The sequence below is a fragment of the Paraburkholderia sp. RL17-381-BIF-C genome (assembly GCF_046026435.1).
Classification (GTDB): domain Bacteria; phylum Pseudomonadota; class Gammaproteobacteria; order Burkholderiales; family Burkholderiaceae; genus Paraburkholderia.
Genome location: NZ_JARESX010000008.1, coordinates 68,504 through 85,649, shown reverse-complemented (window position 1 = coordinate 85,649; position 17,146 = coordinate 68,504). Strand labels below are relative to the sequence as shown.

Annotated in this window: 13 protein-coding genes and 1 tRNA gene; 8 read left to right on the top strand and 6 right to left on the bottom strand. The window is 61.1% G+C overall.

The genetic code is table 11. The features are described 5' to 3' along the window. The first annotated feature begins 64 nt into the window (after positions 1-64). The 3 genes from P0D70_RS08010 (at position 65) to P0D70_RS08000 (ending at position 3,112) form a co-directional block, all read left to right on the top strand. Entirely contained in the window at positions 65-1,219 is a 1,155-nt protein-coding gene (locus P0D70_RS08010; RefSeq protein WP_091797359.1) for a pyridoxal phosphate-dependent aminotransferase, read from the top strand. A gap of 134 nt (positions 1,220-1,353) precedes the next feature. After that, complete coding sequence (locus P0D70_RS08005; RefSeq protein ID WP_091797356.1) at positions 1,354-2,148, top strand: ABC transporter substrate-binding protein; 795 nt, start codon at positions 1,354-1,356, stop codon at positions 2,146-2,148. A gap of 118 nt (positions 2,149-2,266) precedes the next feature. After that, positions 2,267-3,112: an AraC family transcriptional regulator gene (locus P0D70_RS08000; protein WP_408184009.1), complete on the top strand. Its 846-nt coding sequence runs from the start codon at positions 2,267-2,269 to the stop codon at positions 3,110-3,112. A 21-nt stretch (positions 3,113-3,133) separates the two neighbouring features. On the opposite strand, the gene P0D70_RS07995 is transcribed toward P0D70_RS08000, so the two are convergent. Continuing rightward, a complete protein-coding gene (locus tag P0D70_RS07995) occupies positions 3,134-3,721 on the bottom strand; it encodes a LysE family translocator (protein ID WP_408184008.1) in 588 nt (195 codons plus the stop codon). A gap of 124 nt (positions 3,722-3,845) precedes the next feature. Further along, positions 3,846-5,708, bottom strand: a complete 1,863-nt coding sequence (locus tag P0D70_RS07990) for a hypothetical protein (protein WP_408184007.1) — start codon at positions 5,706-5,708, stop codon at positions 3,846-3,848. An 893-nt stretch (positions 5,709-6,601) separates the two neighbouring features. Here P0D70_RS07990 and P0D70_RS07985 point away from each other — a divergent pair. After that, positions 6,602-6,865 carry a PAAR domain-containing protein gene (locus P0D70_RS07985; RefSeq protein ID WP_091800903.1) on the top strand — a complete coding sequence of 88 codons (264 nt, stop codon included), beginning with the start codon at positions 6,602-6,604 and terminating at the stop codon, positions 6,863-6,865. 375 nt (positions 6,866-7,240) lie between these two features. On the opposite strand, the gene P0D70_RS07980 is transcribed toward P0D70_RS07985, so the two are convergent. Further along, positions 7,241-7,316 (bottom strand) — tRNA-Lys (locus P0D70_RS07980). A gap of 204 nt (positions 7,317-7,520) precedes the next feature. Here P0D70_RS07980 and P0D70_RS07975 point away from each other — a divergent pair. Then, positions 7,521-7,925 (top strand): PaaI family thioesterase, encoded by a 405-nt coding sequence (locus tag P0D70_RS07975; RefSeq protein ID WP_309395355.1) that lies wholly within the window; start codon positions 7,521-7,523, stop codon positions 7,923-7,925. Between the two features lie 35 nt (positions 7,926-7,960). Continuing rightward, positions 7,961-8,839, top strand: a complete 879-nt coding sequence (locus tag P0D70_RS07970; protein WP_408184006.1) for a patatin-like phospholipase family protein — start codon at positions 7,961-7,963, stop codon at positions 8,837-8,839. Between the two features lie 102 nt (positions 8,840-8,941). Here the strand turns inward: P0D70_RS07970 and P0D70_RS07965 are convergent, their stop codons facing one another. Beyond that, a complete protein-coding gene (locus P0D70_RS07965; protein ID WP_408184005.1) occupies positions 8,942-9,955 on the bottom strand; it encodes a D-2-hydroxyacid dehydrogenase family protein in 1,014 nt (337 codons plus the stop codon). 378 nt (positions 9,956-10,333) lie between these two features. On the opposite strand from P0D70_RS07965, the gene P0D70_RS07960 reads away from it, so the two are divergent. Continuing rightward, on the top strand, positions 10,334-12,190 hold the full coding sequence (locus tag P0D70_RS07960; RefSeq protein ID WP_408184004.1) for a phosphoenolpyruvate carboxykinase (GTP): 1,857 nt from the start codon (positions 10,334-10,336) through the stop codon (positions 12,188-12,190). 341 nt (positions 12,191-12,531) lie between these two features. After that, the gene (gene gvmR, locus P0D70_RS07955) at positions 12,532-13,635 is read left to right on the top strand and encodes a transcriptional regulator GvmR (RefSeq protein ID WP_408184003.1); all 1,104 of its coding nucleotides are present in this window, start codon (positions 12,532-12,534) and stop codon (positions 13,633-13,635) included. A gap of 163 nt (positions 13,636-13,798) precedes the next feature. Here gvmR and P0D70_RS07950 read toward each other — a convergent pair whose 3' ends face one another. Together P0D70_RS07950 and P0D70_RS07945 are read right to left on the bottom strand one after the other, a co-directional pair. Next, positions 13,799-16,477 (bottom strand): DNA topoisomerase III, encoded by a 2,679-nt coding sequence (locus P0D70_RS07950; protein WP_091797321.1) that lies wholly within the window; start codon positions 16,475-16,477, stop codon positions 13,799-13,801. A 247-nt stretch (positions 16,478-16,724) separates the two neighbouring features. Then, positions 16,725-17,102, bottom strand: coding sequence for a thioredoxin family protein (locus tag P0D70_RS07945; RefSeq protein WP_091797318.1), 378 nt, complete (start codon positions 17,100-17,102; stop codon positions 16,725-16,727). Positions 17,103-17,146 lie beyond the last annotated feature (44 nt).

Sequence of the window (17,146 nt, the reverse complement as noted above, 5' to 3'; positions counted from 1 at the left end):
AGGGACCGCCGCGCAGCTGGCCGTCCGTGAATCCGCTGCCGGATGGAGAAAGGGAGAAAGCCTTATGCAGAGCGCCACACAAGCCCGCTCGAAGTTGCCTGATGTGGGCACGACGATTTTTACCGTGATCGGTCAACTGGCCGCGCAACACGATGCGCTGAATTTGTCGCAAGGCGCGCCGAACTTCGCGCCGGACCCCAAACTGATTGACGGCGTTGCTCAGGCCATGCGCGCCGGGCATAACCAGTACGCGCCGATGGCCGGCATTGCCGCCTTGCGCGAAGCGCTCGCCGACAAGGTCGCCACGCTGTACGGCGTGCGCTACGACCCGTCCAGCGAAGTGACCGTGATCGCCAGCGCGAGCGAAGGGCTGTATTCGACGATCAGCGCGTTGGTGCATCCGGGCGATGAGGTGATCTACTTCGAGCCTTCGTTCGACAGCTACGGCCCGATCGTCCGCCTGCAGGGCGCGACGCCCGTGCCGATCAAACTGTCCTTGAGTGATTTCCGCGTGGACTGGGACGAGGTCGCCGCAGCGATCACGCCGAAGACCCGCATGATCATCATCAACACGCCGCACAATCCGACCGCGACCGTGTTCAGCGAAGCCGACGTCGAGCGCCTGAAGGCCATTACGCGCAATACCGATATCGTGATTCTCGCCGACGAAGTCTACGAACACGTGGTGTTCGACGGCGCGAAGCATCAAAGCATGGCTTGCCATTCCGAACTCGCGGAGCGTAGCGTGATCGTTTCGTCGTTTGGCAAGTCGTATCACGTGACCGGCTGGCGCGTCGGCTATTGCCTCGCGCCCGCCGCGCTGATGGACGAGATTCGCAAAGTCCATCAATTCATGGTGTTTTCTGCCGATACGCCTATGCAGTACGCGTTCGTCGACGCATTGGCCAATCGCGAAAGCTACCTCGGCCTGTCCGCGTTCTATCAGAAGAAGCGCGATCTGCTCACGGACGCCCTGCGCGATTCGCGCTTCGAATTGTTGCCGAGCGAAGGCAGCTTCTTCATGCTCGCGCGTTTTCGCGGCTTCTCCGAAGAAAGCGATAGCGATTTCGTGCTGCGCCTGATTCGCGACGCACGTGTTGCGACGATTCCGCTGTCGGCTTTTTATACCGATGGTACGGACTCCGGCTTGATCCGCCTGAGTTTCTCGAAGGATGATGCGACATTGATCGAAGGCGCGCGCCGTCTGTGCGAGATCTGATTGTGTGAGTCACGGATGCAAGTGGCGGCTTCGCGCGACGGCGGCATTTTTGACCGCAGTATGATCGTCGCGCCGTCACGCATCAGCGCGCCGCAGTGCGGCGTGACAATAAATCGAAGGGAAAGGGACCTGCTATGAAATTGCTCAAGCCTCTATTGGCACTGGCCTGTGCGTTCGCTTCGCTCGCGGCGTCGTCCGCCGCGAACGCCGCGGAGACGTCGACGCTGCGTTTCGGCCTCGAAGCGCAGTATCCGCCGTTCGAATCGAAGGGGCCGAACGGTGAGTTGCAGGGTCTGGATATCGACGTCGGCAATGCCGTTTGCACCGCTGCGCATATGACGTGCAAATGGGTCGAGACCTCGTTCGACGGGCTGATTCCCGCGCTGCAGGGTCGCAAGTTCGACGCGATCAACTCGGCGATGAATGCGACCGAACAGCGCCGTCAGGCGATCGATTTCACCACCGTCGTGTACCGCGTGCCCACGCAGTTGATCGCGAAGCGTGACAGCGGTCTGCTGCCGACCACGGCCTCGCTGAAGGGCAAACGCGTGGGCGTGTTGCAGTCGTCGATTCAGGAAACCTTCGCCAAGACGCACTGGGAGTCGGCGGGCGTGACCGTCGTGCCGTATCAGGACCAGAACCAGGTCTATGCGGATCTCGTGGCGGGCCGTCTCGACGCGACGCTCGTGCTGGCGCCGGCCGGACAGACCGGCTTTCTGTCGAAGCCGAACGGCAACGGTTACGCCTTTGTCGGCGAGCCGGTGCGCGACGACAAGATTCTCGGCAGCGGCATTGCATACGGGATTCGCAAGGGCGATACCGCATTGCGTGAGCGCCTGAATGCGGCGATCGCGAAGCTGCAGGCCGACGGTACCGTGAAGACGCTGGCCGCGAAGTATCTCGGCAATATCGACGTGACGGCGAAATAAGCTGTCGCGCGACGTGGTTCATGTTGTTAGTGAGTCGGCTTGTTGATGGTGCGTTTGGCGGCTACGATACGTAGGCCTTGCTGCGGCGAGGCCTACGCAATAATCGGAGAGCGCACAGATGAGCGGAATCACGCAGGCGGCTGTTCACGCGAAAAGCGCTTGCGCGCCGCGGTTCTGGCGCAATGATGCGTTGCCGTTCATCGAGGTGCGCTCCATCGAAGACGGCCGCGAGGTCTGCTACGCCAAACATTCGCACGAAACCTTCTCCATCGGCGCCGTGACCGGCGGACGCAGCGTCTATCTGAATCGCCGCACGCGTGAATGGATCGGCACGGGCGCGGTCGTCATGATGAATCCGGACGACGTGCACGCCTGTAATCCGGTTGCCGGCGAGCGCTGGTCGTATCGCATGATGCATGTCGACGTCGCATGGCTCACGTCACTGCAACACGAATTGGGTTTCAACGAGAACCACGCGTTTCACGCGTTCTCGCAGACCATGTCTACAGACGCTGCATTGTTCGGCGGTTTGAACCGGCTGCATGCGATTCTCGTCGACAGTAACGCCGACGTGTTGCGCAAGGAAAGCGCGGCTATCGCCTTCTTCTCCGAAGTACAAAACAAGCTGAATCCGGCGGTCTTGCCGGATCGTGACGCGACCCGTCAACTCACGCGTGCGGCGGAGTTCATTGCTGAAAACTGCACGCGCTCGCTAAAACTCGAAGACATTTGCGACGCGGTCGGCCTGTCCGCGTCGCATCTGATCCGCGCTTTCAAGCAGCGCTACGGCATGACGCCGCACGCATACCTGATCAACCGGCGTATTCAATACAGCCGTGCCCAACTCAGGCGCGGCCGGGTGATTGCGGAGGTCGCGCTCGACGCCGGTTTTGCCGATCAGGCGCATTTGCAGAGAATCTTCAAGCGGCTGGTCGCGGCGACGCCGGGGCAGTATCGCAGTTGAAGCTGTGGCGGCGGCCGTGCGTCAAGCTGCGAGCAGATACAGCGCGCTCGCCGCGAGCAACGCCGCCAATATGCGATTGAAGAACCTCACCCGCTGCGGTTGCTGCAGGTATTTGCGCAGGAACGTGCCGGCGTAGGCCCAACTGGCGATCGACAGATAGCAGATCACGAAGTACAGCACGGTGAATTGCGCGATGAGCCTGCCGTCGCCGTCGGCTGCATACGCACCCATGCCGGCCAGCGACGCGAGCCAGGCTTTTGGATTGAGCCACTGCATGGCCGCGCCGTAGGCGAAGGACGGTCCGCGCGCCGGCTTGTCCGCGCCGAGTTGGCCGTCGTCGACAGCGAGTTTGTAGGCCATGTAGAGCAGGAAGCCCACGCCGGCCCATTTGACTATGGCGATCAGGTCGGGGAAACGGGCGAGCAGTTCATGCAGCCCGAGGCCAATCAGCAGAAGCAGCACAGTGAAGCCGACGGTCGCGCCGGTGACATGCCGCATGCTCGCGGCCAGGCCATGTTGCGCGCCGGCGCTGAGCGCGACGACATTCACCGGGCCCGGTGAAATAGAACAGGCCAGCGCGAATGCGGCCATGGAGAGCAGTGCGGTCATCGGAAGCCTCGATACGGAAGTGCGCAGGATCTGCGGCGCTCAAAGGTATCGGGCGAGGGTGCCGGGTGTATTGAAGGAAATTGCTATGGCCGGCCCGTGATGTTGCGCCCCGGGCCTTGCGGTTTTAGCGATGCGTGATGCCGCACCATTGGTACGGAAAGACGCCTTGGCCGACATAGGCGCGGTAAGTGGCGCAGGAATTGGCGTCGATGGTGAAGCCATGCCGCTCCAGAACAGGACGCGCCTGTTCGATCAGTTGTGCATTCTCCGCGGCCACGTCGCGCACGTCATCGTGGCGGATGTCGAGCCGGCACATGCGATTGTCGGCGGCGTTCGGCGTCCATTGCAGGCTCGCGTGCAGGTGCAGGCGATCGATCGCGGCTTGTATCGTGTTGCAGCCTTTCACGCCCTCGGTCAGTCCGATGGCATTGGCGATCCGATCCATTTTCGCCACGTTGTCGACGCGCCAGTTATGTCGGCCTTCGATGATCGCATACGCGGGACCGCCACGAGAACGCACAAGCTCCGCTATGTGCTGATCGAATTGCGGCGAGTAGGGAAAGCTGCCGTCGATCTGCGTGAACGAGACCGACACGGGAAAGAACTGCACGATCCAGCCCCATGGCGGATTCCCGCCGACAATAACCGCCGTCGTGTTCTGAGGGCTAATCAAAGCGGGCACGTCGGCACGGAAGGCCGACCTTGCCCAGCGCTCGTGTCCCCACGTCTCGACGCCGCCGGCCACGACAACCATCGTCGTCACGCAGAGCAACCATGCGGCGACCCGTCGCGCCGTCAGGTAGGGCAATAGCCGGTAGAGCAGCAGATACGCGACGAGCGGCGTCAGTGTTTCGATCGGAACGACATAGCGGTAGATGCTGAACAGAATCATCCACAGGAAGTAGCCCAGCGCCACGAAAGTCGTGACATATGCCGCTCGCGAACTCAGTCGTCGGGTTCGAGGCCTGCGGCGCAATAGCTCCGCGAGCCGGGTGGCGGCCAGCGTCCAGAACAGCACGTACACGACGGGCCAGATGATCTGATGCAGGCGCGCTTGTCCGACGCGCTTCGAATCGAATGCAAAGACGAAAGGCCAGAGAATGTATTCGCGCGCGTTTTTCGGCAGCCACGATTGATCCGCGACGCCGCTCGGCGGGCTGAGCGGATTGGGGAAGATCGAGCTGAACTGCGGAAAGAACGGGTTGCCGAACGTGTGCCACATTACTGCCATCCAGTAGCCGCCCGCAGCCAGCAAGCCGGCGAGAGCGCCCACGCCGAACAGGAAAGCGGCGCGCACGCGCGCGAACGGTGTTGCTGGTAACAGCAGCAACCCTGCGCAAAGGGCGAGGGCAAACGGCGCATTGGTCAGCTTGAGGCCCATGCCAAGGCCGGCGACGAGGCCCGCGCTTACGAGTCCCGCAGCGGTGGCCGCCGACCACGTTGCCAACCGGTCCCACAGATGCAAGACGAGCAGCAGCGCGGCGAGCACGAACAGCGTGGTCGTGTCGTCGCCCATGGAATTGCCGAAGCCGGACAGAAAATTCGCTGTCAGGATGCCGGCTGCGGCAAGCAGTAGAGGCGTGCGGTTCGCGTCTTCGGGGGGCAGTTGCGGCAGGGTTCGCCGGATGATCGACAGCAACAGCACGAAATTGAGGCCGTGCAGCGTGCCCATGATGAAGCCCGCCAGCGGCGCGGGAAACGTCCGGTTCAACGCGTAGTAGAAGACGTCGAGCATCGGATTGAAGTAGGTCTGCATGCCGGCCGGCGCGAAGTCGGTATGCAGCTTGTCGTTCAGGAACGCGAAGCCGTTGTACTGGTGATAGTTGAACCCGTCCCAATTGCGGTCCTGGCCGAGGAAAAGCGACCACAGGCCGAAGAGGACCGGGATCCACACACGGGCGGCGGCGCTCAGGCGAGGGTCGTTGAGATCCCATGACAAGGCCCGCTGCCAGAAGGAGCGGCGAGCGGGGCGGTCGATCGTGTGCATGTTTTTGTCGGTGCGGGGAAGTGCAAAGCTTTGCGCCGCATGGAGGGCGGCGAGGGCAGCCGACATGGTATCGGAAGGCGGGCGCGCGAAGGTTGGCCTTTGCAGTGCCTTTGGGGAGGCTGAAAAGCAAAAAGCCCGGTCCTTGCGACCGGGCTTTTTGCTTTTTGCTTTGTGCGCCCAGCATGGGCGCAATCTTGTGGATGCAAGTCCCATCGTGAGCTGATCCACAGCGAAGGAAGGCGAACGGGTGACGCCTAAAGTGCTCCTGTGGCACGCCGGTCTCTGCGGATACGTCCGATTTCTCCGATTTGCGACACGGAGCTTACGGTCTGGATAACGCGGTATAAAACGCAGCATCGTAATACGACAACGTCGCTGGAAAACAGTCGGGCGAACGAGCAATATTTTTTGAGCAAGACGTTTGATTTAGCCAGTCCGCATAAATGAGCTGGCAGTTTGATTGTAGTCGCTCTTTCCTGGAGGTCGATTGAAGAAAGGAATTCTTCAATTTTCTTTAAGCGCCGAAAATCAAGTGGCCGTTTGGAGGGGCTGATAAATTTTGTGTCGAACATGTTGCGCAATATCGAGTTTGCTAAAATCAGACGAATTGCGTTTCTCCGGTCGATGAATTGACGAACCCGGGCGACGCGGACGATCAATCAAAGGCTGGACGGCGGTTAAGGTCGATCAGCAAAGAACTCCAAGAGATTAACTGTGAATTCTGCGGATCTATTGCGGGCATTCGCTTCCGGTGTCCTCGATCAGAACAATCGTCCCATTCGCCTGCAGTGGGGACATGCTCAGAAAGCGCTCGAACAGGTGCTGGTAATCCAGCGCATCGACATCAGCGAGGGTTTATGCGCCGGTATGCAATGTTTTCGAAGGGGGCAGTCTTGCGAGGGGTGATCCGAGTTGGCGACTCTACGAGCCATGGCGGTAAGGTAGTCACTGGTCGGGACGGTTCGACCGTCATGGGGCGAGCCGTTGCGTGCGTGGGCGACAAGTGCACATGTCCAAAGTCGGGGCACAACAACTGCGTCATTATCGAAGGCGACGAAACAGTCCGGGTCGACGGGCGCGCAGTGGCGTTTGACGGCCACAAGACATCCTGCGGCGCTGCGCTCATCTCAAGTACGGCGATGTCGGGCTTGGCATGATGCTGAATTTGCAGCGTCCCGTGGGGGCGAGATTGGCCATCGCATTACGCGATACTCTGTCGCTGATTGCTATCACCGCTCGACGGTACCTGGCAATTGGCCAACTTGGCTTATTGCGCCTATCGCCTGATGGAGATACGTTCAAGAGTCAGATGAGCAGTGTATTGACGATGGTTTCGTCGCCGATGCAACCGTGCCCGTGTTTGATCGATAGCTGACTGTCGTTCGAAGTTAGATTTCTGTAGAGCCAGACGCGCGGACTTGGGCGCGCTAATCGCATGGATCGATGTTCACCCCTAATGCCCACACCGTGCCCACATGAACCCGAAAAGCAAAAAGCCCGGTCGCAAGGACCGGGCTTTTTGCTTTGAATCTTGGTGGGGCGTGAGTGACTCGAACACTCGACCTACGGATTAAGAGTCCGCTGCTCTACCAACTGAGCTAACGCCCCCAACAGAAGCGAAATTATGCAGAAATTTTTCGGGCTTGCCAAGCCCCTTTAGCAGATTTCTTAAAAATATTTGCATCGACGGCCCCGAGGCATTCCTCAATGGACTCGCTGTCGTGAAAAAAGCGTTGTCTATATCGTCCCGGTATCATGTCGCGGACACTTTGCCGCACGCAGCATCGCGCGGCTTTCGACCGGGGGCTTGCCATGGATGACAAAGAGATTATCGAATTACTCGACCGCATCCTCGCGCCGTGGGTCCGCGCGCTTACGCTGACGCCAGTCAAGGTCGATGAAGAAAGCGCCACGCTGCGCCTGCCGTTTTCGGGCGGCCTGCGTCACGCGGGTGGCGTGATCTGCGGCCAGGTCTTCATGGCCGCGGCGGACACGGCGATGATCGTCGCCATTTCGGCCGCACTCGGCGGTTTCAAGCCGATGAGTACGGTCTCGCTCAATATCAATTTCATGCGCACGGTGCGCAAGGGCGACGTGCTGATCACCGCGCGAGTGCTACGCATGGGCCGCAACCTCGTGTTTGGTGAGGTCGAATTGTTCGACGAAGCCGGCAATATGGCCGTCCACGCCACCACGACCTACGCACTACTCGACTAAAACGGGCAGAGCGCCGCATAAGAGGAAAAATCAGGATGTTCGATCAGGTCGTATTCGCCGGCGGTGGCAATCGCTGTTGGTGGCAGGCGGGTTTCTGGGACGTGGTGCAGCCGGAATTGCGGATCCGGCCGCGCGTCATCACCGGCATTTCGGCCGGCGCCGCCACCGCGTGCATGCTCTACACGCGCGATTCCGACTGGGTGATGCGCTATTACGAAGACGCGTTGCGTCACAACACCCGCAACGCCTACTGGGGCAACCTGCTGCGTGGCGAGTCGGTGTTTCCGCATTACCGTATCTACCGTCAGGCGCTGCTCGACATCTACGGCGAGAAGTTTTCGACGCTCGCCGATGCGCCGGAAATCCGCATCGGCGTGTCGCATCTGCCGCGCTGGCTCGGTGCGCGCAGCGCGGTGGCCGCCGGTCTGATCGCGTACAACATCGAAAAGTACGTGCGCAAGACGCTGCATCCAACGCTCGGGCAAACGCTTGGCTTTCATCCGGAGTTCGTGCGCGCGCAAGATTGCGCGAGCGTCGAAGATCTGGCGGATCTGATCCTGCAATCGTCGAGTACGCCGCCGTTCACGCCGGTGCTACGGCGCAACGGCCGGCCGGTGCTGGACGGCGGCATGGTCGATAACGTGCCAGTCGGCGCGCTCGACTCCGAGGCACCCGGCAACGTGCTCGTGATGGTCACCCGTCTCTATCCGCGGCCGCAGATGTTCGTCGTGCCGCACGGCGTACAGCGACGGCTCTATGTGCAGCCGTCGCGCAAGGTGCCGATTTCCAGTTGGGATTACACGAGCCCCTCGCAGATGGTGCACGCGTATAACCTTGGCCGCGCCGATGGCGAGACCTTTCTCGAACGCATGCCCGATCTGATGGAAGCCGCCGCGCACGAAACGGCGCGGTGAGAGCACTAGCGGTGGCGAGGGCCGATACTGCGCGAACCCCGCTGGACGAACTCTCCTGCGGCTCAGTGGGCACCGAGCCGCCCATCGCGGAACCTGCCGTTCTTAACGCCGGCGGCCGCCCTGTAACGCTTCCGGATTCGCCACGCTGCTCGTATCGCCAGCGTCGAAAGCCAGAATGTTGTTGAATGCGGCGGTGAAATACTGCTCGTAGCTTTCCCGCTCCACGTAGCCGATGTGCGGCGTGCAGATCACGTTTTCCATGCGCAGCAGGCTGTAGCCCTGCAGAATCGGCTCGCTTTCGTAGACGTCGATAGCGACCATCCCCGGACGATTGTGCGACAACGCGTTCACCAGCGCGTTTTCGTCGAGCAGCTCGGCCCGGCTCGTGTTCACGAGCAGCGCGGTCGGTTTCATCCGCATCAGGTCTTCCTGTTTGACGATGCCGCGCGTGTCGTCGTGCAGGCGCAAATGTAGCGACAGCACGTCGCTCTGCTCGAATAGCGCCTCGCGACTCTCCGCCACGCTGTAACCGTCGGCGCGAGCGGCTTCGCGCGAATGCTCGCGGCCCCAGATCAGCACGTTCATGCCGAATGCCTTGCCGTATCCGGCAAGCAGCTGGCCGATCTTGCCGTAACCCCAGATTCCCAGTGTCTGACCGCGCAACACTTGCCCCAAACCAAAGTTCGGCGGCAGCGCCGACGTCTTCAGACCAGACTGCTGCCAGGCTCCTTGCTTAAGGTTTGCTACGTATTGCGGAATCCGCCTCTGGGCCGCCATGATGAGAGCCCACGTCAATTCGGCGGGCGCGTACGGCGAGCCGGTGCCTTCGAGCACGGCAATGCCGCGCTCGGTACAGGCCGCCAGATCGATGTGGCTCGAAACCTTGCCGGTCTGGCTGATCATGCGCAAACGCGGAAGTTTGTCGAGCAGTTGCGAGTTGATGCGGGTGCGTTCGCGAATCAGAACGAGTGCGTCGACTTCGGAGAGACGGCTTGCCAATTGGCCCAGACCGCGGACGGTGTTGTTAAAAACCTTGACCTCGTGGTCGGCCAGCAATTGAAAGCAGTCGAGCTTGCGAACGGCGTCCTGATAATCGTCGAGGATGGCAATCTTCATGGTATGTGTCTTGCGACGCACCTTGGTGGTGCGGAACGGAGTGTTATGCTGACTGTCCCACCATGTGACCTAGGTCACATGCCGGTCTGGCTGAATGCCTTACCGTAGTAGCTACCGCACAGAATGGTAGCGCCACGGCAAAGGCCGATTGACATCGTTTTTAACAGTTTGTTGCGTGTTGAGGCAAGCCGCTTTACAGACGGTTGCAGAAGCCCCGTCGGCTGGCCTCTCCGCTCAACAGGCTGTGTGGCCCGGAATGACCTGCACAATTGCGCGTCGGGTGGCAGCAACCCCGGCGTGAAGAATTGAACGCCTCTCGCATGCAGCGTCGCTGGGCTTGTACCGTTTTTCTATTGCTTTCAAAACGGAGACAAGTCGATGAATCATCCCTCATTCGAAGGTCAGCCCACTATCGAGGCGCCCGCGTGGGTCAAGAACCGAAAACTGGTCAACTGGGTGCAGCGCGTCGCTGCGATGACCAAGCCGGAGCGGATCGTCTGGTGCGACGGCTCGCAGGAAGAATACGACCGGCTTTGCGCGCAGATGGTCGAAGCGGGCACTCTCAAAAAACTCAACCCCGCCAGGCGTCCCAATTCTTATCTCGCATGGTCCGACCCGTCCGACGTGGCGCGCGTCGAAGATCGCACCTTCATCTGCTCGCAGCACCGCGAAGACGCGGGCCCCACCAATAACTGGATCGCCCCGGCCGAGATGCGCTCGACGCTCGACGGCCTGTTCGAGGGCGCCATGCGCGGCCGCACCATGTACGTGGTGCCGTTTTCGATGGGGCCGCTCGGTTCGCCGATCGCGCATATTGGCGTGGAACTGAGCGACAGTCCGTACGTGGTCACTAACATGCGCATCATGACGCGCATGGGCCGTGAGGTTTACGACGTGCTGGGCGAAGACGGCGAATTCGTGCCGTGCGTCCACTCGGTCGGCGCGCCGCTCGCGGCGGGCGAGAAAGACGTGCCGTGGCCGTGCAACGCCACCAAATACATCGTTCACTTCCCTGAATCGCGCGAAATCTGGAGCTACGGCTCGGGCTACGGCGGCAATGCGCTGCTCGGCAAAAAGTGTTTCGCGCTGCGCATCGCCTCGACCATGGGCCGCGCCGAAGGCTGGCTGGCCGAGCATATGCTGATTCTCGGCGTGACCTCGCCGGAAGGGCGCAAGCATCATGTCGCGGCGGCGTTTCCGTCGGCGTGCGGCAAGACCAACTTTGCGATGCTGATCCCGCCGGAAGGCCTGAACGGCTGGAAAATCTCCACGATCGGCGACGATATCGCCTGGATCAAACCGGGCAAGGACGGCCGCCTGTACGCGATCAATCCGGAAGCCGGCTACTTCGGCGTGGCGCCGGGCACGAGCGAGAAGACCAACTTCAACGCCATGGCCACGTTGAAAGAAAACGTGATCTTCACCAACGTTGCGCTGACCGACGACGGCGACGTCTGGTGGGAAGGCATGACGGACGAAGCGCCCGCGCACCTGATCGACTGGCAGGGCAAGGACTGGACGCCGGCGAGCGCGAAGGAAAGCGGCCGCAAGGCGGCGCACCCGAACGCGCGCTTCACGGCGCCGGCCTCGCAATGCCCCTCGATCGACGCCGACTGGGAAAATCCAGCGGGCGTCGCGATCGACGCGTTTATCTTCGGCGGACGCCGCTCTACCACCGTGCCGCTCGTCACCGAAGCGCGCAACTGGGTGGAAGGCGTCTACATGGCGGCTACCATGGGTTCCGAAACGACCGCCGCGGCGGCCGGCCAGCAGGGCGTGGTGCGCCGCGATCCGTTCGCGATGCTGCCGTTCTGCGGCTACAACATGAGCGACTACTTCGGTCATTGGCTCAAGACCGGCGAGCATCTGCAGCAACTGGGCGCGACACTGCCGAAAATCTTCTGCGTCAACTGGTTCCGCAAGGGCGCGGACGGCAAGTTCGTCTGGCCGGGCTTTGGCGAGAACATGCGGGTGCTGAGCTGGATGGTCGGCCGGATCGAAGGCTCGGCTCAGGGTGAGGAACATGCTTTCGGCGTGTCGCCGCACTATGAGGACATCGACTGGAGCGGGCTGAATTTCAGCCGCGAGCAGTTCGAGCAGGTGATTTCCGTGGACGACGCAGCGTGGCGCGACGAACTCGCACTACACTCGGAACTGTTTGACACACTGCAGCAGGGCCTGCCGCCCGCGCTGACCCAAGCCAAACGAGCGCTCGAAGGAAAACTTGCCGCCTGATCATGTGAGTATTCACTTCGCATGAAAAACCGCCTTCGGGCGGTTTTTCTTTTGGAGGCGACCGCAGGGCGATTTCTTTCTGATTCCACACCGCGCGCACAAGCTTTACGTCTGTTGGGTAAAAAAAGGCCTTGCAAGCTGCATTGCAGCAGATTGTTTCTTTTCTCGGAACAATCGATGATCGCGCCCCATGTTAGGGCGCACAGTCGCACAAATATTGACAATATTTCCGCTTTCGCGGGCAACTTACACACGATTTCCCGAGTCGTAGGAGAATTCCAAGTTCGCTTCACTGGTTTTCACTAATTGTCAGGAAGCAGTAACACGGCAGGAGTTGTCCTATGGATCATTTGCAGTCGATGCGAGTTTTCGTCAAAGTGGCGGATCTCGGCAGTTTTGCCCGCGCTGCGAGCGCGATGGATATTTCCAACGCAGTTGCCACCCGTCACGTTGCCGACCTCGAAGGCCGTCTCGGTACGCGACTGCTCAATCGCACCACCCGCAGCTTGTCTCTGACCGAATCAGGCCAGGTTTATCTCGAGCGTGCGCGCCAGATTCTCGACGAACTGGAAGACGTCGAGCAGATGGTGGTCGCGCGCAATCACGAACCCGTCGGTACGTTGCGAATCGTCGCGCCGGTGGTGTTCGGGTTGCACAATCTCGCGCCCGTGCTTCAGACGTACGCGGAGCGCTATCCGAAAGTTATCCCCGATGTCACGTTGGTCGACCGCCAGGTCGATCTGGTCGAAGAAGGCTTCGACGTGGGCGTGGTGATCGCGCGGCAAATGCGCAGCGCGAGCATCGTCACGCGGCGTCTCACCACGGGTTGCATGACCGTGTGCGCTACGCCGGCGTATCTGGAGAAGCACGGCATGCCCACGCGTCCGGAGCATCTGCTCGAGCATCCGTGCCTGAGCTTGCCTTCCGAATATTGGGGCGACGAGCGCGTGTTCACCGGCCCGGACGGCGAGGTCCGCGTGCGTCCGTCGAACGTGATCGTGGCGAACAACACCGAAATGCTGCGTCAGTTTGCGCTGCTCGGCATGGGCATCGCCATCCTGCCGAGCTATCTGATCGGCCGTGACATGACGCGCGGCAGGCTCGTGAGGCTGCTCGGCGACTACCGGCTGCCGCAGGTCGAGATCAACATTGCGTATCCGAGCCGCCGCCATTTGCCGGCCAAGGTGCGTACGTTCATCGACCATCTGGTCGAGCATTTCAGCCAGACGCCGAACAGCCTGCTTGGTGAACAGTGGATCAAGGAGGACGGCCTTGGCCGGACCGCTATGACGACGGCGCCCGATTCCGCGGATCCGATGCCGCCGGAAGCCTTCGACGGCGCTGAGCCGCTCTCGCGCTTGCTGGACAGCGAGTTATCGCCGCTGCCGAAGTCGCTGGCAAAAACAACGACCCGCACTCGACCCACGGCCTTGTCGCCGCTGTAAGTGGTCAATCAGTGGTGAATCGATAAAGCCGGCGGCGCCCGCACAGGGCGTTTTCCGGAGAAGCAACAAAAAAGGCGCGATCACACAAGTGATCGCGCCTTTTCTTATGGTGGCCTCGAATGAAGCCGGCCGGAGATGAATCTCGCTCCGGCCGCCGGTCCACTTACGAGCCGGTTTTGCGTGCCGCCGTTTTCCTCGCGGGCGCCTTTTTGGCTGCTGCGGTCTTGGTTGCGGGTGCCTTCTTAGCCGCCACCTTTTTGGCTGCCGGCGTGGCCTTGACCGCGACCGGAGCGTCACCGTCCTCAGACTCCGAATCCACCGAATCCGCCGCTGCCTTGGCAGCCGACTTGGCCGCCGCGGTCTTCGCTGCAGTTTTCGCCGACGGCTCCTTCTTCTCGAACTCGAAGCCGATCTTGCCGTCGTTCTGCTTGACTAGGAATGCCTTGAAGTTCCGGCCGGTACGTGACGACTTGAAGTTGGTCAGCAGGTCAGTGCGGCCTTCTTCGAGTAGCTTGGACATCTGTTCGCGGGCAATTTCCTGCTGCAGGATCACCTTGCCGGAGCGGAAGTCGCAAGTCTTCGGATTGGCGACCGAGTTTTCGCAGACGTAGCTCATGCCGTGCTCGAACACGCGGCCCTTGCACTTCGGGCACGCGCCGACCGGCTGCTGCTCGGAGAAGTCGGGCGGTTCGCCGTCTTCACCGCCGGCATCCTGGCCGAAGTCGAATTCGAGCTTGAAGTTCTTGATCTCATCGTCGAACGAGAGCTTCAGGATCGCCGAGAACGGCCGGCCCATCTTGCTGCGGAAACCCGACAGCGGTCCGATCGTCTTGTTTTGCAGCAACTCTTCGACTTCCGGAATTTCGAACTGACGTCCGCCCGGGATCTTCGAAATTGAAAACTCGCACTTCGAGCACGCAAAGCGCCGGTAATTCTCCTTCACCTGACCGCCGCAATTCGGACACGGCGTCTCCAACGTCGCGTAATCGCCGGGGATCGTGTCGGAATCGTACTCTTTCGCGCGCTTCACGATGGTCTGCGTCATGCGGGCGATTTCCTGCATGAACGCGTCGCGCGGCAGGTTGCCGCGCTCCATTTGCGAGAGCTTGTATTCCCACTCGCCAGTCAGTTCCGGCGCGGTCAGTTCCTTTACGCCGAGGCCGCGCAACAGCGTCATGAGCTGGAAAGCCTTGGCGGTCGGAATCAGATCGCGGCCTTCGCGAATCAGATACTTTTCACCCAGCAAACCTTCAATGATCGCCGCACGCGTGGCCGGTGTGCCGAGACCTTTGGCCGCCATGGCTTCGCGTAGCTCGTCGTCTTCGACGAGCTTGCCCGCGCCTTCCATGGCCGACAGCAAGGTGGCTTCGTTGTACCGTGCGGGCGGTTTCGTCACCAGTTGCTGGGCGGCGATCTTGTCCGTCTTGACCTTCTCGTCCTTCTGCACCGGCACGAGGTTCGCGTCTTCGCCGCTGATTTCGCGGCCATAGACCTGCAACCAGCCCGGTTCGACCAGCACCTTGCCTTCAGTCTTGAAGTGATGGCCGACCACTTCGGTGATCCGCGTCGTCACCCGATATTCGGCGGCCGGGAAGAACACCGACAGGAAGCGCTTCACGACGAGGTCGTAGAGCTTCTGTTCCGGCTCGGACAGATTTTTCGGCGCTTGCAGCGTTGGGATGATTGCAAAGTGGTCGCTGATCTTCGAATTGTCGAAGATGCGCTTGTTCGGCTTTACCCAGCCCTTGTCGAGCACCTGCTTGGCGAACGGCAGATAGTTGTTGCTCTCCTTGAGCATGCCGAGCGTCTCTTTGACCGTATCCATATAGTCTTCCGGCAGCGCGCGCGCGTCGGTACGGGGATAGGTCAGCACCTTGTGCTTTTCGTACAGCGCCTGGGCGAGGCCCAAGGTGTTCTTCGCCGAGAAGCCGAAGCGGCCGTTGGCTTCACGCTGCAAGCTGGTCAGGTCGAAGAGCGCCGGCGACAGTTGCGTGGACGGCTTCGATTCCTCGGTCACCGTGCCGATCTGGCCGCGGCAGGCGGCGACGATCGTTTCGGCCGCGGGCAGCGCCCACAGACGCGAATCGCGTTTTTCCGGATCGAACTCGTCGCGCTTGAATTTCGGATCGAACCAGCGGCCTTCGTAGAAGCCGGCCGCGCAGACGAATTCCGCCTTCACTTCCCAATAGTCGCGCGGGACGAAGCGGCGAATTTTCTCTTCGCGCTCGACCACGATCGACAGCGTCGGCGTTTGCACCCGCCCGACCGTGGTCAGGAAGAAGCCGCCGCCCTTGCTGTTGAACGCGGTCATGGCCCGCGTGCCGTTGATGCCGACCAGCCAGTCCGCCTCCGAGCGGCAGCGCGCCGCATCGGCGAGCGGCTGCATCTCTTCGTCGCTACGCAGACGGGCGAAGCCGTCGCGGATCGAGCCCGCCGTCATGGATTGCAGCCACAGGCGCTGTACCGGCTGCTTGGCCTTCGCGTGTTGCGCGATCAGACGGAAAATCAGCTCGCCCTCGCGCCCCGCGTCACATGCGTTGATCAGACGGTCGATATCCTTGCGCTTGAGCAGCTTGGTCAGCACCTTCAGGCGCGACTCGCTCTTGGCGATCGGATTGAGATCGAAATGCGGCGGAATGACGGGCAGGTTGGCGAAACTCCACTTGCCGCGCTTGACTTCATAGTCTTCGGGCGCGGCAATTTCCAGCAGGTGGCCGACTGCCGAGGAAAGGACGTATTCGTCGCTTTCGTAGTATTCGTCATGCTTGGTAAAGCCGCCCAAAGCGCGCGCGATGTCGTTCGCGACGGAAGGCTTTTCGGCGATGATCAGTGCTTTGGACATGACTCGATGTGAGGTTGGTAGATCAGGGTTGATGGCCGTGAGTGCGCTTTTGCTAGCGCGACCCTCGTTTGCGACCTTTGCGACCCATTAACGACCGCTTTATAGCACACGGCGCGAAGGCGGCGTGTCAAGTGCCATAAAGCGCGCCATCATAATTGCGCGCTCAGCCATTGGGCAAGTTGCGGCAAATGCCCTGTGCACCACTCGCAACGCCCGAGCTGGTGGGCCCGCAAGCCGGCCGCCCGAGTCAGGCTGCAGCCAGCGCCGGCCGAAGCTTGGGCGCGCCGCTGACGCCGGGCACCGCCGTCAGATCAGACAACATCCGTTCCACAATCGCCGCCTGCGGCAGAACCGTGCCAAAAAACCGCGTCGTAACCGAATCTTCGATCAGTATGGTCGGAAAATTCTCCACATCCAGATCGTCGAAGCGGTCCGCATGGGTTTCGATGTCGATCCATGCGAAGCAGATTTCCGGGTGCCGGTCCGCCAGTTTGTCGAAAGCGTCCCGATACTCGCGGCAGGTCCCGCACCATTCCGCGCACAGGCAGGCAACGAACAGCGTGTCGGGTTCGTTGACGCGCTCGGCGATCCGGTCTTGGTCGGTGTCGAGGTTCAGCGCGGGCATGGTGGTTCCTTACGTACTTTTGTCAGGTGCTTTGGCGCGAATGT